The sequence below is a fragment of the Paenibacillus borealis genome (assembly GCF_000758665.1).
Taxonomy (GTDB): domain Bacteria; phylum Bacillota; class Bacilli; order Paenibacillales; family Paenibacillaceae; genus Paenibacillus_AQ; species Paenibacillus_AQ borealis.
The window spans coordinates 1,964,859-1,988,436 of record NZ_CP009285.1 but is presented as its reverse complement, the minus strand read 5'-3'; the positions used below and the strand labels follow the sequence as shown (position 1 = coordinate 1,988,436).

At 48.8% G+C, this 23,578-nt stretch carries 19 protein-coding genes and 1 pseudogene; 6 read left to right on the top strand and 14 right to left on the bottom strand.

Annotation, left to right across the window (positions count from 1 at the left end; genetic code table 11):
• Complete coding sequence (locus PBOR_RS08395) at positions 1–1,650, bottom strand: response regulator (RefSeq protein WP_042211268.1); 1,650 nt, start codon at positions 1,648–1,650, stop codon at positions 1–3.
• Positions 1,651–1,839: 189 nt separating this feature from the next.
• Between PBOR_RS08395 and PBOR_RS08390 the strand changes: the two genes are divergently transcribed.
• A complete protein-coding gene (locus PBOR_RS08390) occupies positions 1,840–3,039 on the top strand; it encodes an SAM-dependent methyltransferase (RefSeq protein ID WP_281192297.1) in 1,200 nt (399 codons plus the stop codon).
• A gap of 86 nt (positions 3,040–3,125) precedes the next feature.
• On the opposite strand, the gene PBOR_RS08385 is transcribed toward PBOR_RS08390, so the two are convergent.
• Positions 3,126–4,412, bottom strand: coding sequence for a hypothetical protein (locus tag PBOR_RS08385; protein ID WP_042211267.1), 1,287 nt, complete (start codon positions 4,410–4,412; stop codon positions 3,126–3,128).
• A gap of 264 nt (positions 4,413–4,676) precedes the next feature.
• On the opposite strand from PBOR_RS08385, the gene PBOR_RS08380 reads away from it, so the two are divergent.
• Positions 4,677–6,605, top strand: coding sequence for an ATP-dependent DNA helicase (locus PBOR_RS08380; protein WP_081971966.1), 1,929 nt, complete (start codon positions 4,677–4,679; stop codon positions 6,603–6,605).
• Between the two features lie 52 nt (positions 6,606–6,657).
• Here PBOR_RS08380 and PBOR_RS08375 read toward each other — a convergent pair whose 3' ends face one another.
• Positions 6,658–7,110 (bottom strand): MarR family winged helix-turn-helix transcriptional regulator, encoded by a 453-nt coding sequence (locus PBOR_RS08375; RefSeq protein ID WP_042211266.1) that lies wholly within the window; start codon positions 7,108–7,110, stop codon positions 6,658–6,660.
• Between the two features lie 126 nt (positions 7,111–7,236).
• Here PBOR_RS08375 and PBOR_RS08370 point away from each other — a divergent pair, with 126 nt between their 5' ends.
• Positions 7,237–7,692, top strand: a complete 456-nt coding sequence (locus tag PBOR_RS08370; protein ID WP_042211265.1) for a GNAT family N-acetyltransferase — start codon at positions 7,237–7,239, stop codon at positions 7,690–7,692.
• Between the two features lie 58 nt (positions 7,693–7,750).
• On the opposite strand, the gene PBOR_RS08365 is transcribed toward PBOR_RS08370, so the two are convergent.
• The 9 genes from PBOR_RS08365 to PBOR_RS08320 all read right to left on the bottom strand — a co-directional run bounded on the left by PBOR_RS08365 (position 7,751) and on the right by PBOR_RS08320 (position 18,942).
• Positions 7,751–9,385, bottom strand: a complete 1,635-nt coding sequence (locus tag PBOR_RS08365; RefSeq protein WP_042211264.1) for a type 2 periplasmic-binding domain-containing protein — start codon at positions 9,383–9,385, stop codon at positions 7,751–7,753.
• 58 nt (positions 9,386–9,443) lie between these two features.
• Positions 9,444–10,343, bottom strand: coding sequence for a carbohydrate ABC transporter permease (locus PBOR_RS08360; RefSeq protein ID WP_042211263.1), 900 nt, complete (start codon positions 10,341–10,343; stop codon positions 9,444–9,446).
• A gap of 14 nt (positions 10,344–10,357) precedes the next feature.
• Positions 10,358–11,314, bottom strand: a complete 957-nt coding sequence (locus PBOR_RS08355) for an ABC transporter permease (protein WP_042211262.1) — start codon at positions 11,312–11,314, stop codon at positions 10,358–10,360.
• Positions 11,315–11,544: 230 nt separating this feature from the next.
• On the bottom strand, positions 11,545–13,812 hold the full coding sequence (locus PBOR_RS08350; protein WP_042211261.1) for a helix-turn-helix domain-containing protein: 2,268 nt from the start codon (positions 13,810–13,812) through the stop codon (positions 11,545–11,547).
• Positions 13,813–14,033: 221 nt separating this feature from the next.
• Positions 14,034–14,519, bottom strand: coding sequence for a hypothetical protein (locus tag PBOR_RS08345; RefSeq protein WP_042211260.1), 486 nt, complete (start codon positions 14,517–14,519; stop codon positions 14,034–14,036).
• Positions 14,497–15,042 (bottom strand): PadR family transcriptional regulator, encoded by a 546-nt coding sequence (locus PBOR_RS08340; protein WP_042211259.1) that lies wholly within the window; start codon positions 15,040–15,042, stop codon positions 14,497–14,499. Before PBOR_RS08340 ends, PBOR_RS08345 begins: the two co-directional genes overlap by 23 nt.
• A gap of 222 nt (positions 15,043–15,264) precedes the next feature.
• Positions 15,265–16,442 (bottom strand): IS3 family transposase gene (locus PBOR_RS08335; RefSeq protein ID WP_099052451.1). Its coding sequence is split into 2 segments (ribosomal slippage): positions 15,265–16,154 and positions 16,154–16,442, totalling 1,179 coding nucleotides; the frame shifts between segments, so codons are not numbered across the junction.
• 120 nt (positions 16,443–16,562) lie between these two features.
• On the bottom strand, positions 16,563–17,636 hold the full coding sequence (locus PBOR_RS08325; protein ID WP_042211256.1) for an SGNH/GDSL hydrolase family protein: 1,074 nt from the start codon (positions 17,634–17,636) through the stop codon (positions 16,563–16,565).
• 256 nt (positions 17,637–17,892) lie between these two features.
• Positions 17,893–18,942 carry an NAD(P)-dependent alcohol dehydrogenase gene (locus PBOR_RS08320; RefSeq protein ID WP_042211255.1) on the bottom strand — a complete coding sequence of 350 codons (1,050 nt, stop codon included), beginning with the start codon at positions 18,940–18,942 and terminating at the stop codon, positions 17,893–17,895.
• A gap of 120 nt (positions 18,943–19,062) precedes the next feature.
• Here PBOR_RS08320 and PBOR_RS34935 point away from each other — a divergent pair.
• A pseudogene (locus PBOR_RS34935) lies at positions 19,063–19,357 on the top strand (MerR family DNA-binding transcriptional regulator).
• A 136-nt stretch (positions 19,358–19,493) separates the two neighbouring features.
• On the top strand, positions 19,494–19,697 hold the full coding sequence (locus PBOR_RS08310) for a hypothetical protein (protein WP_042211254.1): 204 nt from the start codon (positions 19,494–19,496) through the stop codon (positions 19,695–19,697).
• Positions 19,698–19,761: 64 nt separating this feature from the next.
• Here PBOR_RS08310 and PBOR_RS08305 read toward each other — a convergent pair whose 3' ends face one another.
• Together PBOR_RS08305 and PBOR_RS35355 are read right to left on the bottom strand one after the other, a co-directional pair.
• Positions 19,762–20,427 carry a YczE/YyaS/YitT family protein gene (locus tag PBOR_RS08305; protein WP_042211253.1) on the bottom strand — a complete coding sequence of 222 codons (666 nt, stop codon included), beginning with the start codon at positions 20,425–20,427 and terminating at the stop codon, positions 19,762–19,764.
• Positions 20,428–20,432: 5 nt separating this feature from the next.
• Positions 20,433–23,087 carry a glycoside hydrolase family 28 protein gene (locus PBOR_RS35355; protein ID WP_052429385.1) on the bottom strand — a complete coding sequence of 885 codons (2,655 nt, stop codon included), beginning with the start codon at positions 23,085–23,087 and terminating at the stop codon, positions 20,433–20,435.
• 183 nt (positions 23,088–23,270) lie between these two features.
• On the opposite strand from PBOR_RS35355, the gene PBOR_RS36145 reads away from it, so the two are divergent.
• Complete coding sequence (locus PBOR_RS36145) at positions 23,271–23,576, top strand: ATP-binding cassette domain-containing protein (protein WP_342671123.1); 306 nt, start codon at positions 23,271–23,273, stop codon at positions 23,574–23,576.
• Positions 23,577–23,578 lie beyond the last annotated feature (2 nt).

Below are 23,578 nucleotides of genomic sequence, written 5' to 3'. Positions count from 1 at the left end.
TCAACCCTGCCCCTTATCCAGCACATTTTTGTGAATGATTTGTTCCATAACATCCATGCGTACAGGTCTGGCGATGAAATCATCCACGCCCGAGATCAAGCACTGCTTCATGATTTCCTTCGAGAAATCGGCCGTCATGCCAATGATCACAGGCTGCTTGTCCTTACCCTCCGATTTCATTGCTTGTACAGCTCCCCAGCCCTCTCTGCAGGGTATCCGGAGATCAAGGAATAGCAGATCATACGATGTATGTTCCACAGCTGCCCGCAGCTCTGTTCCGTTCCCGGCCAAATCGGCGGAGAAGCCGAGTACTCCCAGCATTTGCTGCATCAGCCTCCGGCTTACGTTATCATCTTCCGCGACCAGGATACGTACCGGTGCCAGCACACCGCTGTTGTCCGCAATTTCCAGCTTCACCGGCTTCCGGCCGGTCTCATCCGGAGGCCGGTGAAGCTCTATACTCCTGTCTGTCTTGACAACAATTGTAAAAATAAAGGTGGCGCCGGGTTCATTCGACGGCTCTACCCGGATGTTGCCGCCCATTAGCTCCACTAAGGATTTGCTGATCGATAATCCAAGCCCGGTGCCTCCGAACTTGCGTGTGGTAGAGGCATCCAGCTGGGAGAAGGGCTGAAACAGTTCATTTATCTTCTCCGGGGGAATTCCAATCCCCGTATCTTTAATTGTAAATTCAAGCGTAAGCGCATTCGCCTGTTCCGACAGCTTGTTAACCATTATGTATATACTGCCTTCATGGGTGAATTTCACTGCATTGCCCACCAGATTATTCAGGACCTGACGGAGGCGGTTCATATCTCCCGTTAAATAACGCGGCACCGAAGGATCAATGATCACCACCATTTCCAGCTTCCGTTCCCTGGTTTTGGCTGTAAACAAATCAATCGTTTCTATCAGGCAGTCTTGAAGGGAGAACGGAGCCTCCTCCACTTCCATCTTTCCGGATTCAATTTTGGAATAATCGAGAATAGGATTGATGACCGACAGAAGCGCATTGCTGCTTGTGTGGATAATCCCTGCCATCTCAGAATATTCTTCCGGCAAACCGGAGGCGAGCAGCAGATCAGACATGCCGATGATCCCATTCAGCGGAGTCCGGATTTCATGACTCATCATGGCCAGAAATTCCGATTTCACACGTGATGCAATCTCCGCCGCTTCCTTAGCCTCTCTCAGCTCCTGATTCGTTTTCTCCATCTGCTTCGCTTGCTTCTTAAGCATTTCGCTTTGGATCTGCAGGGTTTTGTTAGCTTCATACATGCTGACGTAACCCTCGATTTTGGATTTGAAAAGTTGCGGAATGAAGGGCTTCGTCATATAATCCATGGCGCCGACGGAATAGCCGGCGAAGATATCCTCCATGGTGTTGCTGAATGCTGTCATAAAGATGATGGGTACGTAATTGTTCTTCTCCCGCGTCCGGATGAGGCGGGCCGTCTCTAGCCCGTCCATTCCCGGCATTTGCACATCCATAACAATGACGGCGAATTCTTCTTCCAATAAACAGCGCAATGCCTCAATCCCGGAATATGCCCTAAAAAGATGATAAGGTTCTCCGGAGAGAACAGCCTCAATGGCAAGCAAATTTTCCGGGTGATCGTCTACGAGCAGGATGTTGACTGGAAAATCCATGAGGACCCTCACTTTCCAACTTGTGGCTTGCATACGTTTATATTTCGAAAATATAGCTTATATACCCATAATTCGAAACAGCGAAACTCGGATTTCATCATCTTTTGTCACCTGCCCGATGTATTTTTCCCGGCATTTTGACCAGACTATGGCTAATCAACCTACATTCCCAGTAAAGAAGGGACTTCCTTGAATATACCCTTGGAGAAATCTATCTATAAAAAAATATTAAAAAACATCTCATCCGATCCCTTTACGGTGACCTTCTGGGATGGCACTACGGAACAATTTAATGAAGGAACTGCTCCAACTGCTCCCCTATTCCGACTGACCTTCCATAAGCCACTGAATAAGAGCGAAGTGCTAAGCAGTGCGATGAATGCTTTTGCAGAAGCTTACATGGACGGAACGCTGATCATCGAAGGCAATCTGGAGAAGATTATAGAGTCTGCTTTCAACAACAAGGAGAGCTTTCTGAACCGGAGTAAGCTGCTGACGAATCTGTCTAAGCTCAAGGGAAATTCTGCGAAAAAATCAAAAGCGGACATATCCTATCATTATGATCTCGGAAATGAGTTTTACAGGCTTTGGCTCGATGAAACGATGAGTTATTCCTGTGCCTATTTTAAGACACCGGGGGATACTTTATACGAGGCTCAGTTAAACAAAATTCATCATACTTTGAAAAAGTTGAGCCTGCAGCCCGGACAAAAGCTGCTTGATATCGGCTGCGGCTGGGGTTATCTGATTATCGAAGCGGCGAAATTATATCAGGTTCAGGCACTGGGCATTACACTCAGTGAAGAACAATATAAGAAGGCGAAGCAACGGATCGAAGAAGAAGGGCTGACAGGCCAGGTGGATGTGCAGCTTGTTGATTACCGGGAATTAAGCAAGAAAGAGCTGAGCTTTGACCGGGTCGTCAGCGTCGGAATGCTTGAGCATGTCGGCCGGGTTAACATTCCGGTATTTATGGATGAAGTGGATAAGCTGCTGACAGAAGGCGGAGCAGCCCTGCTTCACTGCATTACCGGCCTTGTTGAAACGGAGGGCAACGATTTTTTGATGAAATACATTTTCCCGGGCGGCTACATTCCCTCCATCCGTGAATTAGTGGATCACATGTCCCGGCATAATTTCCGGATCAATGATCTGGAGAATCTCCGGCTGCATTATCATAGAACGCTGCAGTTATGGGTCCACAACTTCGAGGCAAATCTTGAATCCGTACGCGAACAATTTGATGAAAGGTTCATCCGGATGTGGCGCTTATATTTAAATGCCTGTGCTGCAAACTTCACCGCCGGCATCACGAATCTCCATCAGTTTGTAATCACGAAGGGCGTCAACAACACACTTCCGCTGACCAGAGACTATCTGTATAAATAAATCTGTAAGTTAAATCAAAGAGCAGTGAGGCCTATTCCTGGCCTCCCTGCTCTTTGATGCTGCTGCATAGATATTTAGTAATCCATCTAAGTCTGCTGATAATTCACAGCTGTAATCAGGCAATCCCTGCACAGAAATGCATAATAGATTCCCTCGCTGTCTTCTGCTTGTTCCATATCCATCTGCGCGACAAACTTCATCGTCTCTGAGCAACCGGGGCATGCGGGATAATCCGCATCCTGGATCCAGGACGGATGCCCCCCGATCTGTGATGCCGGCGCCTCAAGCGTCCAATGTGCACTTTCATAGCTGCCCGCCGGATGTTCCGACAGCTGCATAGAATGCCATACCGGTTCTTCTAACTCTCCTTCGTTATCCGGCAGGTAGTCAGGAACAATATTATATTCACTCCATTCATAACCGCCGTCCAGATCTGCTTTCATAAATACAGTGCCGTAACAATTACAGTGCATACAAGCGGCAATTCTCAATCGCCGGCCGGGAAGCTGCATAAACTGAACTAATGAATTCTGCAAATCGTAATCAAATAAGACGGTCAGTTCACTTCCGCACCATGGGCAGGATTGGGTTCCTGTCTGCAGAGCCATTACGGCGGTATGAGCCGTGGATGCTCCCTTATTCTCATCCCTGTGCACTTTGAAATGATAACACTCCGGGTGAAACAGCAGCCTCTTCCCGCCCCCGGCATCTAATTCCCAGCCCGCTTCGTGAGCATAGGTTTCCGGCGCCTGGTATAACTCTGAGGCCCACTCCGGCGGGGACTGCCTCCATTTCGCGAACAGCCTAACTACCTCTTCATCGTAAGTCCAGGCCAGCGCAAGCAACAAATGATTACGATTTGCCGGATCACACTCCACCAGCTCAATTAGCCTATCCCGGATTTCGGCTCCAGCGTCTTTGTAGAGAATCGCAGGATAATATTTGCCTTTGCGGAAGAGCTGCTCCAGCCCCCGTCCGATCCGGGTGTCTGTGAAACAGACCAGCGACAATAGAATGGCTTCCGCCTGGTCCCAGTCCTCCTCTTCCATCAATGCAATCGCATAAGTCTCCAGCCGCTCCCGCCCGCTCTCCGTCAGCTGATGGTACAGCTCCTGCGCGGTCTTCGGATAGGACACTTCTTGAATAAGCGGGTTGTATTTCCGCGGCTGATGCATGATTTTAAGGATCTCAACCGGATCCTCTACACCTGCGTACAAATTGACCTCTTTGCGGTTTTGCTCAATATATGCCTTCTCCGCAAGCACAAGCTTCCTCTGATGACATGGCATGCAGATTCCGCCTGTTCTCAGCGCCGTTGCAGGAAGAATGGTCGCTTGACAGCCCGGAGTTTGACAGGGCAGACGTTCGCTCATCTTATCTCTCCTGTTCTGTGAGTCCGTAGACAAGTTGTTTTGATCGGGAATTGACCCTACCAAGGCATTATATTACATTTTCCCCCTTGACTGTCAGTGCCTCTATCTACGATAATTACAACCTCACCCCAAAATGGGGACAGGAACATCATTGATTACAGAAAAGGGGCGGTCGTCATCAGCTGGTTAAATGATCTCTATAAATTACAGAAGCGGGAGCAGCGAAAGGACACCGAACCGGCTCTAATCAATGCCATCTTCCGGATGTATGACAAGTTTCCCAGGATAGGACTCACAGAGCGGCTCGGCCAGCAGGATATGTCGCTGGATATCGCGGATGCTTATGTTCACGGCCGCAATGCGATGATTGAAGCGGGTGTCGGTATCGGCAAGTCCTTCGCCTACCTTATTCCCGGACTGCTCATTAACCAGATCTCCCGGCAGCCGGTTATTATTGCCACCTCCTCCATCCAGCTCTCCGAACAGATCCATAAGGATCTGCGGTTCATTGGCAGCCGGCTTGGCTTCACTTCGGTCCGCTCCGTAGTAGGCAAAGGCATGGGGCAGTATGCCTGCCGGTATAGGGCAGCTGAACTACTCAAGCCGGATGCTGCAGCTTCTCCCTTGACTGCGCTTGCCGAACGTATTGTAAATTACGGGATCGATGAACGGGCGGATATTAAAGGCGGAGTTAGCGATGCGGTATGGTCAGGTGTGAATGTGAATGATTGTAAGTTTGAGCAGTGCCATTATCGAACCACGTGTTCGTTCTATGAGATGAGAGCCAAAATTAATGCCGGCGCCGGCGACATGGATTTCATTATCGTCAACCAGGATCTGCTTATCCGTGACCTGATTAAGAAGAAGGAAGGAACCAAAGGCTTAATTACAGAACGGCCGGCGCTGATCGTTATCGATGAAGCGCATAATCTGGAAGCAAAGGTCAGAGATGCAGGAACGCTTGAATTCACCTTCCGGGGAACCAGCCGTCTTCTGGATGACGCCCTGCAGATTCTTTTCAGGCAGTCCGCAGATAAAGGGCTTATGGCACAATTCAAATTTGTTAAACGATGCGCCGGGGATATTTTCAGACAGATCGAGGCGGATCTGCTGCACACCGCCAAGCAGGACAATGACCGGATCAGAATATCAGAGATTACAGGCGTTCCGTTACAACGGGGAGCACAGGTGTTGAAGGAGTTCAGTCTCAGCCTGTCTGTCTTAACTTCCCGGCGCGAGCGGGAGATTGACAATGCTTTTGAAGCCATAAACGGACTTATCGATCTCTTCGATGTACTTGCCGGTCTTACGGACAGCTATCTGGTCTGGGCAAGCAATACCCGGGGAGAGAGTACCGTCAGTATCTGTCCCAAAGGTATAAGCCAGTTCCTGAAATACACCTTATTCAACGGGAAGACCTCTGTGATCTTAACGTCAGCCACCCTGTGCCAGACCGGAGATACGCTGGAGGAACAATACGCTTATCTGACGGAGTCTCTCGGATACCGGGGAGAATATATGGAGCGCCAGCCTTCACCGTTTGATTACGATAACCACACAATGATGTACATTGCCAAAGACGTTCCCTACTATAACCACACCAACAGGGAAGCTTATCTTGAAGCGGCATACAAGGAGATGCTGAGACTCTGCAATTTAACGGACGGGCGGACCCTGGTGCTTTTCTCGGCAAAAGAGGATATGAAGTACATTCATAAGAAGCTAAGCACTGAGAAGCTTAACTGGGCGCTGCATGTGCAAAGAGAAGGCTCGTCCCAGGACGGGGTAATTGCGGAATTCCGGGGCAGTAAAGGCGTCCTGCTGAGTACGGGGGTATTCTGGGAAGGCGTGAATATCGAAGGCTCCGATTTATCACAGTTAATTGTTTTCCGGCTGCCTTTCCCTGTACCTTCCGATCCTGTCTATGAATATAAAGCCTCTCTGGCGGAGAACCCCTTGAAAGAGGTGTTTGTACCGGACATGCTGCTCCGGTTAAGACAAGGCACCGGTCGTCTGGTCCGCAGTGAAAGTGACCTGGGTGTACTCAGCATTCTTGATTCCCGCCTGTCCGCAGACGCCCGCAAGGATTACCGGGATAAAGTGCTGGGGGCCTTGCCCTTCAAGAAGGTTACCGAGGATTACAGGGTGCTGGAGAAGTTTGTCCAGGATAAAGGGATACATCTAAAGAGTTAACAGAAAAAAGCCTGATGAGCTTCTGCTCCAGGCTTCTTAAGGTTTATACCTGCTAGTACTCCCGCTTATTTCCCTTCTTCACATATTCCCATTCAACCTCAACATTTTTCCGGACTCTCTGCAGAAGCTGAAATAATAGCTCTGATTCTTTGCCGGAGAATCCGGCTAACGCCACACTATCCGTATGCTCCCCTTCCCTCTTCAGAAAAGAGTAAGCCTGGTCTCCTTTGTCAGTTGTATACAGCCTGTTTATTTTTTTGTTCATTTCATCGTCTTTCTTCTCAATGAAGCCTTGGACTTGAAGCTTCTGAACCGCACGTGCCGCCGTGGTCCGGTCTACCTTTATCATTTCCGACAGCTTTTCCTGAATGATCCCCGGATTCTCATAGATACGGACAAGATACAAATATTGCCCCTTCGTAAGCTCTAACTCCTTGAACTCTATATTACTTATAGAATCCAGCGCCCTCGCGATCATTCCAACTTCACGAAGTATCTCCTTCACTTGATCACCTGCCCGTCCGTTAATGTTGTATTTACTACAATAATAAATTTATATATACTTATAAACACCATAAATTTATTATGACGTTTTTCATTCAAAAAACAAATATAGACTGGAGTGGGCAGGATGGAGATTAGAATCGATCATTTGACCGGAGCCGAAATCATAGCACTAATCAGTGAGCATTTAGAGAGTATGTTTGAACAATCTCCGCCGGAGAGTGTGCATGCACTGGATTTGGATAAATTACGGTCACCAGAAATCACCTTCTGGAGTGCCTGGGAACACGGCGAGCTATTAGGTTGCGGGGCGCTTAAAGATCTGGGGGACCATCATGGTGAGATTAAGTCCATGCGGACTTCTGCCGGACATCTCAGGAAGGGTGTCGCCTCTACAATGCTTGCCCATATCATTAAGGAAGCTGCGCAGCAGGGCTACGGGCGGCTGAGCCTGGAAACCGGGTCGACGGAAGGCTTCGAAGCGGCCCGCAAATTATACGAACGATTCGGATTTGAGGTCTGCAGTCCGTTTGCGGATTACATCGAAGATCCATACAGTGTTTTTATGACGAAGGCATTGTAGGACAATCAAAAGCAGCTTATCTAAGGATAAGCTGCTTTTTTTACGTTATATCTTGAAATTAACGGAACTGGCCCGCATCGATGGCTGCCTGCTTCTCATCGAGGATTTCCTGATATCCTGCATTAAGGAAATTCTTCTTGGCCTCTTCATAGGCTGCATCGAATTCAGCTTCCGGAGCCAGGACGGTCTTCACATACAGATCCTGGAACAGGGAGTTCAGATCCGCTTTGTATTCATTGACCTTCTCAAGCACAACAGTGAACATGGCATCCGGTGTACGGAATTCCGCAACTTCGTCATAATACTTAACCATATCCTCGGCGAGATATTCATAGCCGGCCGGTGACCAGTTACGCAGATTCGATTTGAGCGTCTTCTCGGCATCCGGGTATTGCGCAATTTCCGTCACAAGTCCCCAGTAATCTTTGTTGTTGTTAGTGGCCAGGACAGATTCACCCTTGAAGTCGGGATTCTTCACAGCGATGCCTTCTGCATCCAGTGTATAGTTCTCCCCTTCAACACCGTTCTGGAACTTGAACAGGTTCTCCGGCTGGCTCAGCCATTCCAGGTACATCCACACGGCAGCACGTTCTTCATCCGAAGTTTCATAGTTGATGCCCATGATGAAGCCGAACGGCCAGTAAGCGCGTCCCTGAGGCTCATACCCTTCCGGAACCATTGCTTTAGGAGGAAGTACCGCAAATTCAGCATCCGGGTTATTGGCCAGCGTAGCTGCGAAGACATCTGCATTGTTCGTCAGATAAAATGCGTAGTTACCCGTTTTGCCGGCAACGAATTCAGATTTCACCTTGTTATCATCGCTGCGCAGATAGAACTCTTTATCCACCAGACCGTTATTGTACTGATAGTTCAGATTGCGCAGGAAACGCTCTGTATCGGCGCTGGTGAAATCAGCAACACTCACATCCGAATAGAGGGCGCGGTATGCCTGATCCACCGGCCATTCACGGAAGGCATAGTTGTAGCTGTAGAAGTCCTTAATCAGGTTGCCGGCAGTCACACCCAGTCCGGCCTCTTTCCATTTCGCGAGCATCTCATTGTACTTCTCCAGGGAAGTCAGATCTTCCACCTTCATGCCAACCTGTTCAACCCAGTCTTTACGGATGATGCTGACGAAGTTGTCAGCTTCAGGGCGTGCCGCGAAGAAGAAGGTATTCTTGTCGTCCACTTTACCGTATTGCTGGATGGTTTCGCCCAAATTCGCCCAGTAAGTTGGAGCATAATTTTCTATTTCTGCATAATTAAGCGTCTGCATTACATCTTCACCGTAATAAGTAAGCGCTTGAGGCATATCGTAGTGGAAAATAATATCCGGTGCCTTATGCGACGCGAGCAGCTGCTCGTAATCCGTTACTTCACTGCTGCGGGTGATCGGTACGAAATTAACTTCGATATTGTATTTGTCACCGAATTCCGATTGAACCCAGCGGGTGTAATAGTTGTCTGTTACATTCCAGCCCTCGAAAGCGCGCTCATAGACCGGAATATCAATGGAGACCTTCTCTTTGAAGCCTTGTGAATAATCTGCAAAGCCCTCAGTCTGGTTGCTGGAAGCTGCTGGAGTGTTAGTCCCGGCACTCTGGTTATTGTTATTTCCGCCGGTGCACCCGGCCAGCATGCCGGCTGTCATGACCGATGCCATCATTAATGAAGCAAAACCTTTTTTGTTCATCGTAATTCCCCCATTTTTAATTTTCGGATGGTAGCACTGCTGCTTGCAGAACCTGCGGCTACTCCTTGACTGCGCCGAGCATAACACCTTGCACGAAGTATTTCTGAACGAACGGATACACGCAGAGAATCGGCAGGGTGGCAAACACTACGACGGAAGCTTTAAGCACTTCCGGATTGCTGAGCGATACTGAAGTTGCTTCCAGCTGGAAGCTTTCACTTGCCTGGATGACCAGATAATACAGCTTCAGCTGCAGCGGCCGGAGCGAAGTCTCATGCTTGATGTAGAACAGCGCATCCTGATACGCATTCCAGCGGCCAACCGCATAGAAGAGTGCAAGTGTCGCCATAATCGGTTTGGACAAAGGAAGGACAATACTGAACAGGATCCGGAAATGCCCCGCACCGTCGATCCGCGCCGATTCTTCCAGACTTACCGGAATACCATGCGTTAATGAAGTCTTCATAATCAGCAAATTGAAGGCACTGAATGATAAAGGCAGCACCAGTGACCATATCGTATCCATCAGTCCCAGGTTGTTAATGTTCATGTAGTCCGGGATGATCCCTCCACTGAAGTACATCGTGAACAGGAAAATGAAGGTGATCACCCGGCGGCCCTTGAACTGGGCTCTCGACAGCGGATATGCGGCGCATATCGTCAGAATCATCCCCAGAATCGTGAATAATACGGTTACAATAACTGAGATATACAGGGAACGCAGAATACTGGCATCCGCGAAGATTTTCTTATACGCTTCGATGGTGAAGCCCTGCGGCCACAGAAAGACCTTATTGGCAATGACAAAGGAGTCAGAGCTCAAGGATTTCGACACCACATGCAGAAACGGCAGCAGGCATACTAGTGATACTACAATTAAGACGAAGCGGATCAGCAAATCCCAGATGTCCAAACGTTCTCTATTCCGCGGGGCAGGGCGGATTGTTGATGCTCTCATGTTTTCCCTCCTTTCTATAATATTCCATCTTCACCGAGTTTTTTAGCGACGCGATCCGCCGTTATTACAAGAATAATTCCGATAACAGACTGGAAGAGTCCAAGGGCTGTCGCCCGGCTGAAATTACCGGATTCAATCCCCCAGCGGTATACCAGCACCGGTATGGTCGTTGTGTACTCTGTGGTGGCCTTGTTCTGCAGCGCGAAGATTCGCTCGAACGAGCCCTCCATTACTTTTCCCAGGTTCATGATCAGCAAGGTTACGATGGTTGCACGTATTGAAGGCACGGTAATATTCCATACCTTTCTCCAGCGTCCTGCACCATCGACCGTAGCCGCTTCATACATCTCCGGGTTAATTCCGCTCATAGCTGCCAGGTAGATAATCGTGCCCCAGCCCATACTTTGCCACACACCGATAGCCAGATAGCTGATCAGCCAGTTCGTGTCTTCCTGCAGGAACGGAACACGTGTACCGCCCATGAGTTCAATCAGATTGTTAATAACGCCTCCGCCTTCACTAAGAAGCTGATAAGCGATAGCTCCTATAATGACCCAGGACAGGAAATGCGGCAAATACAGCAGCGTCTGATTGATGCGTTTGAACCGGACACTTTTGACCTCATTCAGCAGCAGCGCCAGCAGTATCGGCATCGTGAAGCTGAAACACAGATCCAGAATATTCAGCAGCAGCGTATTGCGGACGGCAGGAGCAAAGTCAGGCTTGGAGAAAATATCCTGGAAGATTTGGAGGCCCACCCATTCACTGCCCCAGAAGCCTTTTGCAATCTTGTAGTCTTTAAAAGCGATTACAAGTCCGGTCATCGGCAGATACTTGAATACGATTACAAAAGACAGTGGAATCAGAACCAGAAAATAGAGCTGCCAGTCACGCTTTAAAAAATACCCGGGCCCCTGTTTCTTTCTTAATAGAGCATTTTGATTTGTCTTTGAAGCGTTTGCAACTTTCAAAGTCTCACCTCCTACATCAATTTATCTCTGTACCAGTTGCATCAACCGGCCTGAGTTCTATGCTATCTCCATTGGCCGGTTTTGAATACGATGAGTAATGCTGCTGGACATTAAAACTGACAACCGCGCGGTTTATAAGGCTTCAACAGCAGCAATATGATCAAATATGATAGGCTAAAACGTTTTCATTAAGAGTCGTGAATTGAATAATTACGGCCAGAAGCAGGCCCTTAGGAGCTTTTGGTCTTCGCTGATTTATAACTGCTTGGCGGCATGCCTTCGTATTTGCGGAAAAACCGGTTGAAGCTCTGTACATTAAAGTAGCCTACCTCTGCTGCGATCTGTTTGATCGTCAGGTCGGTATCCAGCAGCAATTCCTTGGCCTTCTCTATGCGCAGCTGGTTCAGATAATCAATCATACTCTTCCCGGTCAAGTCATACACAATCTTGCGCATATAGGAGTAGCTGATGCCAAATTCATTGCTCATATCCTTCAATACAATCTCTTCACGGTAATGATCCTGCAAATATTGAATGACCCGTTCCCCATGATTGATTTCACTCGTACCCCGGTCCAGATCCTGCACGATTTCATGGAAGAACCCGTGCAGATATTCCTCAAGCTCATCAAGCGTATCCATAGAAGCCAGAAGGGTGTATATGTTGCCTTTACCCATAATCATTCTTCCGGTACTGATATGGTTCTCACGGAGATGCTTAACGGTCGCGCCCAGCAGCTGGTGATATATGAACATGATATTATCGTAGGAAATATTCCCTGCTGAACCGATCTGGCAGCGGATGACCTGGAGCTCTTTAAGGATCCCGTTCAGATCGCCTGCATCCAGGAAGTTGAGAATCCGCCGTTCGCTGCTTTCGGAATCCATATATTTACGGCTGTTCTCCTCTTCGTCCTGCCAGTACATAATGCTTCCGGCACCCTTAATCATCCGCTGCTTAATCAATTCCATCGCTTCGAACAACCGCTGGGCAACCATTTCGGGGGCATCCGCCAAGCCGCTTACTCCGATCGTGACCGAATGGCCCAGCAGCTCAAGCGACTCCTCCCGGATTCTGTCCAGCGCTAGCTGGATACGGTCACAACTCTGCTCATCCCCGCCCGGAGCAAAGTTAATCACAATCACGATACATCCGTCACTGTGATAGACAGAACGGGCCAGAACTCCCTCCGGGAACAGGCTCTCGTACTTCGTATTGAGCAGATACCCGTGATAGCTGCGTGTCTCCAGATTGGTATTGCCCACATATACTCTATACTGGTCGATGGATACAACAGCTATCCTGTAATACGCTTCAGGGAATACCTCCGTAATCCGGGGAGGAATCTCCCCACGCAACAGGCGGTGAACAGCGAAGCTGCGGGTATCCTGCTCGCGCTCCTGCAGCAGCTGGAACAGGCCTTCCTCTTCTTCCTGCATCCGCTTAAAAGCTACATTCAGAAAGGCAAGCTCATTCTTATTCCCTACCTGAAGATCACTTTTGGAGCGTATCATCCGGACTAATTCGCGGAGCGGTCTGGACAACCAGGTAGCGAGAATGACAGCCAGCACAGTTCCCAGCACGATCATGGCGCCGGTAAGCAGAATAATATTCTCCTGCATATCCCGTGATTTGGTCATCAGCTCATCCATCGAGCTCCAGCTTACATTCCACCATCCGGACAATGCCGAGCGGCTCCATGCGTAAACCATCCGCTTGCCGTCCAGCTCGCGGAACGTATAACCTTCACTGAAATCCTGTTCCAGGATTTCCTGCAGAAAAGGCTGCTCAGAGCCGTCAGTAAGCAGCAGCGACTTGTCACTGTGTGAAATTACTTTGCCGTCAGCTCCGAGAAGCAGGGAGTGACTGTCCCCGCCCTCTGCCGTATTCAGATATTTGCCGATCTGACTCTCCCGCATATTGACGACAATCAATCCGTCCGTAGTGGAGGAGAGACGGTTGAGAGGATACACATAGGACACCACATGATCGCCCGAGCCCAGCTCGCGGGGGACCCATACACCGCTGATTCCTCTGTGATCTGCCAGAGCTTCGGTTGTCCAGCCCACCTGCTCATACCGGTCCAGCTTCGTAACCGCATTGTCGGTAGAAATAACATAATCGGAGTCATTCAGATAAAAGTATGAGGAATATACACCATCTACACGGCGGTTCAGATTCAGCAGCTCATTCATCACGGACAGGGCTTTGGTCACGTTAGTATAGCTTGCGTTCACCTCGTCGTATGTCTCAAAGCTGCGGATGCCTTCAAATACATTAGTCGCAGCCAGACGCGCTGTATCCTGTGCGAGATTGGCCAGAGCATTCTCGTTCAGCTTGCGGTTGGCATTCAGCCCGGCCAGTGAAGATTCCCCGATGGCTGTCTCTGAGTTTTCTATAATTTGTGCCCCGCTATACCACGTCAGGATAGCTGTCGGAATGGCCATGATACAGAATAGAATCAATGCCAGCTGTAGCATCATCGGTATTTTCTTCATGGTATGCCCCCTATTTCTACGGTAGATTTACTTAAAATAAAGAAGCCCCGCATACACTGGGCTTCTCTGCTTATACCTATTAATTGATGAAGAGTAGCTTATCTGCGTGAATACTGTTCTATGATAATACCATAAAGTATAGTACCTAGTCTGGTAATTTGCTCATAGTTTGTCGAACATTGTATGTGTACATCCGCATATAAGTTGCTTGATCATGAATATCAAACGGTAAATTTCTTTTCAATATCTTTAGCAAATTTCACGCCCTCACCAGCCAAATGTTGTCTCATAAAGAACCCGCCAAGACCATTTATCCATGCTGCCAACGCCAGTAACCGTGAGGGGAAGTCTGCTCCAATTGTACAGCTGAATTCACAAGAGCTGCTGTCAATAGGCGTGATTTTCATTTCCCATGGCACTCCGACAATGGCGGGGATCCACCGCAATATATAGGCTTCTGTCCGGTCAGAGTAGAAACGCAAATGATCCTCTGCATGCTCTTTTAACTGATAGTGCTGAACAATCATCTCATTCCCCATATTCTCCACATTAACCATATAGAACTTGCCCTCTTCAAAATAACTGCCCATTGCCTTATGCCCTTTGGAGAATGATTCATATTCGCCTGGAGTCATCTCCGTTACCCATTTATACAAATCCACCTTTTCCGCTGCAATCTGTAATTTAAATTTCTTGGTCATTCTCATTGTCATTCTCCTTCTTTCCTGTAATTTCATTAGTAATTTCCTCATGCCAATTCATAATCATCTGATAATATTCTTTGCCAAACCTCAGCGTCGCGTGTTCGTATACACCCATCTCTTGAATGTGCTTCTCTTCTATTGAGGTAAGCTTGTTATATTCACCGGCGACAGTATTGCGGAAGCTGGCAATCAGCCGGACAACCTCCTGCTCATCAAGATATTTATAGAAGAACAGCTTATTCAAATACTCATAATTGAACGGGGAAAACGTAGAGGGTGTCTGTAGCCATGCCATAAATTCACTCTTCCCCTTTTCCGTGATCCGATATGCTTTCTTGAATCTGCCCTCTTCTACCCCTTCTTCAGCCTGGATCAGCTCTCCCTTCTCCATCTTCTTGAGCATCGGATAAATGCTGCCGAAGCTGGCATCAATAAAGTTGGAGGTGCTTAACGTCATCTTCTGCTTGATTTCATAGCCTGTCATATCCTTGTCGCAGAGAAACCCGAGTATTACATAAATCAGCATTCAATTATCTCCTTCGTTGCGCGACATATAGCGAGGTTATATATAATAATTTGATATATATCGTTTCGATATATTGAATATATGACTTGTTGGCTGGTTTGTCAATAGCATTTGTCTGAAGTATTAGTTCCGTATTAGTTCTAAGCAGTTCAAAAAAAACAAAAAAGCCAAAGGGATATTATCCCCTGGTCATACCCCTGTCAAGTAGACAGATGAAAAAAGCTATGCAGCCAGCGCGTGCCGATACTCAATCGGTGCGCGCTGTTTGAGTTTGGCCTGAAATCGCTGGTAGTTATAAAAGTAGATATATTCCTCGACGGCTTGATGGATCTCCGCTTCTGATTTACACTGGTGAAGATACAACTTCTCTGTTTTGAGATGCGAAAAGAAGGATTCGATGCATGCGTTATCTAGGCAGGTTGCTTTGCGAGAGTGGCTGCCTTTGACGCCGAATGCCTCTAATCGTGTGTTGTACGCCTGAGACGTATATTGGAAGCCTTGGTCCGAATGGAGTACGGCTTCCGAGACGTCTCTTTTTCGTGTCCACTGCTCCACCGTATCTAGGACCAATTTCACATCGTTACGGTCGGAAATTTGCCAAGCGACAATCTCATTGTTAAAGAGATCCTGAATGGCGGACAGATAATAAAATTGGGTGCCATCTGAGATATACGTAATATCGGTGACGAGCTTCTGTTGAGGGCCAATGGCATGAAACTTACGCTTCAATCGGTTCGGATACACCACGGATGGAGTATAGCTGGAACGATTTCGTTTCTTTCGGATCACCGATTGGATTGACAATTCTTTCATCATTCGTCCTACCTTTTTATGATTGACGAGGTAACCTGCTTCCCACAGAGCTGTCCGCATTCGAGGGTATCCGAAAAAGGGATGTGCCAGGTGAATGGCTACCATGTGCTCTTTAATTTCATGATCCCGCGCGCGTACTTCGACCTGTCGTGATCGTGTGGCGCGCCACTTGTAATAACTGGCCCTAGGGAGTCCTGCAATGGCCAATAGGCGTGTAACGCCGTGTAGGTCACGCAGCTCCTCGATAATTTGGTAATTGTCCTGTGATTTCAATTTCTCTCCTTTACTAGATTTGGATACCGCTTTTTTAAGTAGTCGACCTGCGCTTTCAAGTAATCCCGCTCTTCTTCAATGCTGGCAAACGTCGTACGGGAGCGTCCTTTTATAGGACTGGATATGCCCTTACGGGTATCGAACGCTTCCCCATTTTGGTACTTCCTCACCCACACTTTCAGTTGGGTCCTGTTCCGAATCCCCAACATTTCTGCCACTACATTATAACTGGCGGATCCCTCCAGATACTCCCTGACCGCCGCCATCTTGAAATCCTCCGTATACTGTTGAAATACTTGACCTTTTCTGGCCATAAAAATATCCCCTCCAAGTTTACTCGTTCCTAATCATAACATTAGGTTTTTTACGAGTGTCTACTTGAAGGGGATAATACCACCCCTTGGCTTTAATATCCCTTTGGCTTCATATCTGTGTCACCACCCCATAAGCTCCCTGATATGCGCAGCCAGTTTGTCCGCTGCCTTACGGTGTGTGGACTGGGACGGGTGGAAGTCTGCAGCGTAGCCGTCCGCTTCCAGCTGAACATCAAACTTCATTGCCGATATATTGCTGTCCCCTGTCTCCCGGGTATAGCCGTTAACGGCTTGTTCAACATATGGATACAGCCTGTCACCCATGATCCCCAGCGTACACAGAATGGGAGCATGCGGATTGCTGCGTCTGACCATTTTCAGAAATTCAACATACTCCTGCTCATACTCCGTTTGCTTGTCTGTATCCTCTTTCGTGTAGGAATCATCGTTCGTCCCGAGGTTAATGACAATCAGCTGAGGCACGAACTTGCTGAAATCCCAGCGCACGTCCTGAGGCAGCAGTGTATTGTCAAACCGCCCCTCAGATTTGCCGACCCGCTCATAATAATCCGGGATCAGATGTGTAGTAAGCTTCTGGTCATTTTCCGTGTAGCCGGTAATGATGCCGTATCCGCTGTAAGAAACCATGCTGTAGTCTGCCTCCAGCTGCTGAGCAGCCAAGAACGCATAGGCTTTCATGACATCCTCGGTAGCTGTGGAAAAGGAATGCAGCCCATGCTCATCATCCACGCCATAGCCGCAGGTAATGGAATCGCCGATGAACTCAATGGTATGTATTTTATCCGGAGCGGGCTTAATCCCCCCTGCAGCATTCACTGAAATCTCCTGAATTCCTGCGGTAGACATCGCCGCCTCTGATAGTTTGATGACCGTCACCGTAATCTCCTGTTCCGTATCGCTCTCAAATACAGTGTAGGTTGTACTCGGATTATTCAGCTGATCGTCGATCACCCGCTTTCCGTTGACGCTGATGCCGATCCGGGCCAGGTTATTCCCGGTTAAGGCAATAGCATCCCCTACGATAGTTATCTCCGCTTTGGTGCCATAGAACGAGAATTCCACACCGCTGCCCGAGAGCGCCAGCCATAAGACGTCATTATAATAGTGGGTCCGTCCGATGATTTTGACATTCTTCTCAATTGCTGTGAACACTTGGGTTGTTGGTACCGGCATTGTTGCACGACCTTCCTTCGCTGCTTTTGTATTCTACTGCTGCTAACAGCAATGTACTCCCATTTCCGCCATTTTGGCAATAGCTCACGTACACACAACAAATTCCCTTTTCCGGTCCTGCAAGTGCTACGATGAAGTATTGTTAAATTCTTGTTGAGGTTCATTTAACAGCAAAAAGCAGCTTATCTGTAGATAAGCCGCCAGTTGTAAGCGTCAGTCCGGTAGGTTGTATTGCTGGTTCAGGCAAGGACGCCCCTTATTCCTTACCCATCGTGCTGATATCAATGACAAACCGGTAACGGACATCGGAAGCGAGTACACGTTCCCAGGCTTCATCAATCCGGTCCGCAGAGATAACCTCGATCTCAGAGGCAATGTTATGTTCCGCGCAGAAATCAAGCATCTCCTGCGTTTCGCGGATTCCGCCAATCATCGATCCGGCAAATGAACGGCGGTGGCCGATCAGCGAGAAAGCGTTGACTGCCAGGGGGTCAGCGGGCGCACCAACATTGACCAGGGTACCGTCCAGCGCCAGAAGCGACAGATAGGCATCGATATTAATCTGCGCGCTTACCGTATTTATGATCAGGTCGAACGAACCGGCCAGCTGCTTGAATGTCTCCGGATCGCTGGTTGCATAATAATGGTCCGCGCCTAATTGCAGGCCGTCTTCCTTCTTCTTCAGTGACTGTGACAGAACCGAAACCTCAGCCCCCATGGCATGAGCGATCTTCACAGCCATGTGTCCGAGTCCGCCAAGACCTACTACAGCTACTTTTTGACCCGGAGCGGCTCCCCAATGACGAAGTGGTGAATATGTTGTGATTCCGGCACACAACAGCGGGGCAGCAGCGTCAAGCGGAATAGCGTCAGGAATGCGGACCACGAAGTCCTCTGTGACCACAATGTGGGTGGAATACCCGCCCTGTGTATAGTGGCCGTACCGGTCGGTAGCCCCATAGGTACCTGTATTTCCATGCAGGCAATACTGCTCCTCGCCTTTCTGGCAGCTACTGCACTCTCCACAGGAGTCGACCATGCAGCCTACCCCTACCCGGTCACCAACGGAATACTTTGTAACACCGGAACCGACCTGGCTGACAATTCCGGCAATCTCATGGCCTGGAACGAGCGGATACTTGACCGGCCCCCACTCCCCGCGTGCGGTATGAATATCCGAGTGGCAGATCCCGGCAAATTTAATCTCAATCAGAACATCCTGCGGCTGAAGCTCCCGGCGCTCAATGGTGGTTAGCTTGAACGGGCCTTCCTGGCTGAATGTAGCACGTGCATTAACTTGAATCATAGTGTAACCTCTCTTCTAGTTCATAGTAGAATCCGTAAGGCCAGTTTTACAAACCATATGATATTACTTAAAGTTAACTCTAAGTCAAGCACAAAATACATTTAAGACTGGAGAACCATGATGAAAACTTACTCTATAACTGAAGTTGCGGAACACTTCAATATGACAGCACATACCCTGCGTTACTATGATAAGGAAGGTCTGATGCCTTTTAATCGAAAGGACCTCCAGCGGGAAACGCGTGTTAATGGAATCGGATATAGAGTTCCTGGAGCGGAAAGCCTCAGTAGAAGCGCAGATGGAAGAGCTGAAGAAAACGATGGAAGTCATCGAACATAAATGCTTGTATTACAAGACTGCCTTGGCTGGCGGTACGGAAGATGTTCACAAACAGCAGAAGGTGAATAGCTTTTAGCTATTAGCGGGACGGATGGGAATGAGGAAAAGCAGGCCTTTGTGGTTCACCCGGCCGGGCGGCGGTTATCGTTACATAGAACAGATTTTTTGACGCATTCTAAGACAGATGCTGCATATACAAAGGAGATGATCAGATGAAGGACAATAAGGAAGCTCCGCTTGACGGGCGCAGCCCGGGCGTTCACCCTATACCTGAAGCCGATGCAAGCCTGGACGACGGGACAGGCGCAACTGGCAAGCTGGACGAAATCGTGGGTGCCCTGATGGGTGATGAACCGGAAGTATCAGCTCCCGGTATTGCACCGGATCATAAGAAACAAGGGGAAACGAAGGACTGAGTAGAAACAACAAGGTAGCCCGGCCTGCAATATGTTGCAGATTCCGGGCTACCTTTGTTTAATACTAAATCAGCGAAATGGAATCTTCCTCCGCTTGCGGACCTTTTTTCGCCAAAAGCTTGTTCGTAAAACTCACATTAAAGAAATGAATGATGGGGCCAAGGCCCAGTGCGGACACCAGCGTCCCCAAACCGATGATGCCTCCGAACAGGAAGCAGATCAAAGCACAGAAAGCGTCTGTAAACATCCGGTGCCAGAAATAAGAGATTGCCGGAAACTTATTTCTCATAATCAGGGACAGGCTGTCATAGGGAGCGATTCCCACATCCGACGTCTGATACATGGATACCCCGAAGCTGCAGATGACCACGCCAATCGCTACAGTGACCACCCGCTGCCACAACAGCTGAGGTTCGCCGAGCAGATCCAGCCAGGTACTATGAAAGAAAGTAGCGATGTAGCCCAGTAAAATGGCATTCACAAAGGTTCCGGCTCCAATATATTTCCTTCCTGTGATAAATTCGATTACAAACAATACCACGTTCAGTAGGATTAGAAAATTCGCATAGGCGAGCCCGCTGGAATCTGCAAGTGCCATCACCATGCCGCTGAAAGGATCATTCCCCATTCCGGACAGCTTAAAAATACTGATGCCCATCCCCAGAAACACATTCCCGATAAGCATAATGATCAATCGTTTGGGATCTACGGAATTCATATATCTCTTCATATAGTTCATCCTTCAACCTTAATGCTGACATTCATCTTAACCGGGATAAACCCGTCATCAGCAATAAAAGTGGCAGTATAAGGTTCATCACGAACCGCATCAGCACCAGGAGTCCAGCTAAACATACAAGCCTGGCCTGGTACAAAAGAGGAGGTGTCAAAAGTTGCCCCCTCAGGCAGATTGCCCGTTGTTAAAGTCATCGGCTCCGTAATCCCCTGTACTGCCGGATCCTTGCTGGAGCTGGTTTCATTATAAATCCTGCCATCCGTTTCCCGGCTGGAAGCCTCCCAAGCAGGCTGTCTGGCCACAACAGCAAAGGACAGGGTCTCACCCGCATGCACGCTCTGTGCCGGAACAATTGTGAAGAAGGGCCGGAAAACTGTCTGCGGCAAAGGATAATTCCCGGTCTCAACCGGGTATGTATATCCAGTTGCGGGAATCGCGACCGTTTCATGCGCAAACAAGCTGTCCCTTGGCGTACCGGGAGCAGGCGCCCCGACTTCAATCCTTTTGACGGACAGATTGCTATCCATTGTCACATTCTCAACTGCCGTCTGCTGATACGGATAATCCGGTACATATTCGAGACCTGCAGGCCGCTTGAAGCTGCTGCTTACCAGTACGACTTCTTCTACACCCTCCGCATGGCGGGCATGGATATGCTCAAGAGTGCCACTTACAACATCATCGAGCACAATGGGATACCGGGTATCTTCCGTGAGATAATTCAGCTGAATTTCATTCAGATACAGGTTGTCCACATGTCTGGCGTACAGACCGTAAGCCGGCAGAATTCCCCAGTTGCTGGGCTCAGGATACACCTCCGGCAGCTCCGGCACATTGAACGGCGCATCCTTCCACGCTCCTGCTTCCGGATTCCATTCCACCCGGGGCAATAACCCTTCATTTTTCAGGAAAAAGGTGTTCACCAGCCATGGCAGCGACTGAATGCTGCGCTTTGATGTTCCGTACCGGGTATATTCCCAGTTCGTATTCAACTGGCGCTGTTCCACCGCATGCTCCAGACTTAGACCACCGCGGTACTCCACTTGAATATTGCTGATTGAGACATTCTTAATCCGGTTGCCTATCAGACCCATCAGTTCAATGGGATAGCGGGGGTCGACATTCTTGGCCGTAATATTGCGGATAATGATATCGTGAACATTGGCAATCCGGCCGCTCCCGTTCGCATTGGCGTACAGCGGCAGCTCGCTTTCCTGTAATTCCTTATTATAGTCAGGCACATACTTCTTCGAGTGCTCATCATAGCGGACCGCAAACCATCTGCCGCCCTCTTCATGATAGTTAGCAGGATTCAACCGGCAAGGCTGCTCAGGGTCGACAACATTAAAAGCAGACACACCGTCCGCAGAAACCTTGCGTGTTCTGTTATAGGCTGGCAGATAGCGCCTTGCCGGATACACCTGATACGGTTCCTTGGCCGGCAGCACCCAAATTGGCTGGTCCAATCGTACATTTGGCGCCGTATCTCCGGCCGGTATATAGTCTTCCCCCTCACTATTCCCCGTGACAGGGAAACGTCCCCGGTCTCCTATTTTGATGAAAATAGGCGCGCTGTTGATATCCTCCATCGTGGAGTCCTCAAAAATAATATGGCTTAAGTCCGCCCCGTCGACGGCCTCAAGGGCAAAACCTCTCGACCGTTTAAACGCTACTCGGCGGACCGTGACACAATCATAACCACAGGTAGACTCCGTACCGAGCTTGACGCGGGCGGTTGGACCGCAGCGGTCTGTTGCTATCAGCTTGTCCTGTGTATACGTTCCCGCATAAACGGAACCTGTGTCGTAGCCGCAAACCACGCAGTCTTCAATCAATACATTGCGCAGCGGCATAAAGATCCCGCCGCCATAGGAGGCCTTCAGCACAATAGCATCGTCGGTTAATGAATTGAAGGTGGAATGAACAATCGTCACATTCTCACAGCAGTCCACATCAAACGCATCCCGGTTCGTATCCACGAGAATATGCCCGACATGCAGATTCTTCACACAGGTTGCTATGATGGCAAAATGGCCGCCGGCCAAGATGGAAAAGTCGCAGAACGCGACATTCTCACAGTGTACCATCGCGATTGCCTTATTGCCGAACCATTCGCCGCGGTGACCGGGCTCATCCCTGCGCAATGGCTCAAGCGGATCCCCGCCCATCAGAATCTGCTCCAGTTCTCCCTCATCATTCAGAGAACTTCCATCCAGCAGTCCGGGTCCGTAAATCATTACATCCCGGATATCCGTGCCATAAATCAGACTGTTGGCAAAATAGGTATGACCGTGATCCTGCAGACCAACATATCGATTAACCTCAGGCTCTTCATAATTGCCGCCTTCCCCGATCTGCTGCTCATAGGAATGGCGGATATCCGTTCTTGCTGCAGAAAGTACGCTGCCTGCCGACAAGTACAGATTGACACCGCTTAAGAGACAAACCGTGTATACTCTGAAGCTGCCTTCAGGAATAACCACTGTGCCGCCTTCTGCAGATGCTGCCTGAATGGCGCTGTTAATTGCCTTTGTATTATCCACAGGAGTATTCTCCGGATCCGCCCCATAGTCGCGGATATCAAATGTATGCGTTTCCTTCATTAAATAGCCTCTGTCAAAAGGACAGCCTGTTGCTTCCGTTACTTGAAACATAATAGCCTCCAATGGATTAGGAACAATCCGAACCGGACCATCCCCCGCAGTTTCCTCTTATTATATCTTGTTGCTACCGGATCTACAGCTTCATTCTTCATAAATCTTACTAGAATCTACAGCATTAGATACATCCCTTGAACTGCAGGGGGTGGGTGCAATTCATCGTCTAACAATTATCAAATTTCCTTAGGAGGCAAGACCCTGCTGCTCGAAATCCAACAGCTGAATAAGCAATACAAGACACGCTCATGGGCATTACAGAACATTAACCTGCAATTCAAGCCGGGAATTGTAGGTTTACTGGGGCCGAACGGAGCCGGCAAATCTACTCTAATGCGAATCCTCGCTACGATCTCTCAACCTTCAAGTGGAATAGTGCTCTGGCTTTTATCCGACCTGTCCGGAGATAGAATTATTACCTGTCCACGCACAACAAAAAGAACGGCATCTCTGCCGTTCTTTCAATCGCCCGATTCAGGGCTATAATT

What these genes read in the sequence shown, in the direction of transcription:
- PBOR_RS08395 (WP_042211268.1), bottom strand. Translation starts at nt 1,650, where the DNA reads ATGGATTTTCCAGTCAACATCCTGCTCGTAGACGATCACCCGGAAAAT.
- PBOR_RS08385 (WP_042211267.1), bottom strand. Translation starts at nt 4,412, where the DNA reads ATGAGCGAACGTCTGCCCTGTCAAACTCCGGGCTGTCAAGCGACCATT.
- PBOR_RS08380 (WP_081971966.1), top strand. Translation starts at nt 4,677, where the DNA reads ATGTATGACAAGTTTCCCAGGATAGGACTCACAGAGCGGCTCGGCCAG.
- PBOR_RS08370 (WP_042211265.1), top strand. Translation starts at nt 7,237, where the DNA reads ATGGAGATTAGAATCGATCATTTGACCGGAGCCGAAATCATAGCACTA.
- PBOR_RS08365 (WP_042211264.1), bottom strand. Translation starts at nt 9,385, where the DNA reads ATGAACAAAAAAGGTTTTGCTTCATTAATGATGGCATCGGTCATGACA.
- PBOR_RS08360 (WP_042211263.1), bottom strand. Translation starts at nt 10,343, where the DNA reads ATGAGAGCATCAACAATCCGCCCTGCCCCGCGGAATAGAGAACGTTTG.
- PBOR_RS08350 (WP_042211261.1), bottom strand. Translation starts at nt 13,812, where the DNA reads ATGAAGAAAATACCGATGATGCTACAGCTGGCATTGATTCTATTCTGT.
- PBOR_RS08345 (WP_042211260.1), bottom strand. Translation starts at nt 14,519, where the DNA reads ATGAGAATGACCAAGAAATTTAAATTACAGATTGCAGCGGAAAAGGTG.
- PBOR_RS08340 (WP_042211259.1), bottom strand. Translation starts at nt 15,042, where the DNA reads ATGCTGATTTATGTAATACTCGGGTTTCTCTGCGACAAGGATATGACA.
- PBOR_RS08325 (WP_042211256.1), bottom strand. Translation starts at nt 17,636, where the DNA reads ATGCCGGTACCAACAACCCAAGTGTTCACAGCAATTGAGAAGAATGTC.
- PBOR_RS08320 (WP_042211255.1), bottom strand. Translation starts at nt 18,942, where the DNA reads ATGATTCAAGTTAATGCACGTGCTACATTCAGCCAGGAAGGCCCGTTC.
- PBOR_RS08310 (WP_042211254.1), top strand. Translation starts at nt 19,494, where the DNA reads ATGAAGGACAATAAGGAAGCTCCGCTTGACGGGCGCAGCCCGGGCGTT.
- PBOR_RS08305 (WP_042211253.1), bottom strand. Translation starts at nt 20,427, where the DNA reads ATGAAGAGATATATGAATTCCGTAGATCCCAAACGATTGATCATTATG.
- PBOR_RS35355 (WP_052429385.1), bottom strand. Translation starts at nt 23,087, where the DNA reads ATGTTTCAAGTAACGGAAGCAACAGGCTGTCCTTTTGACAGAGGCTAT.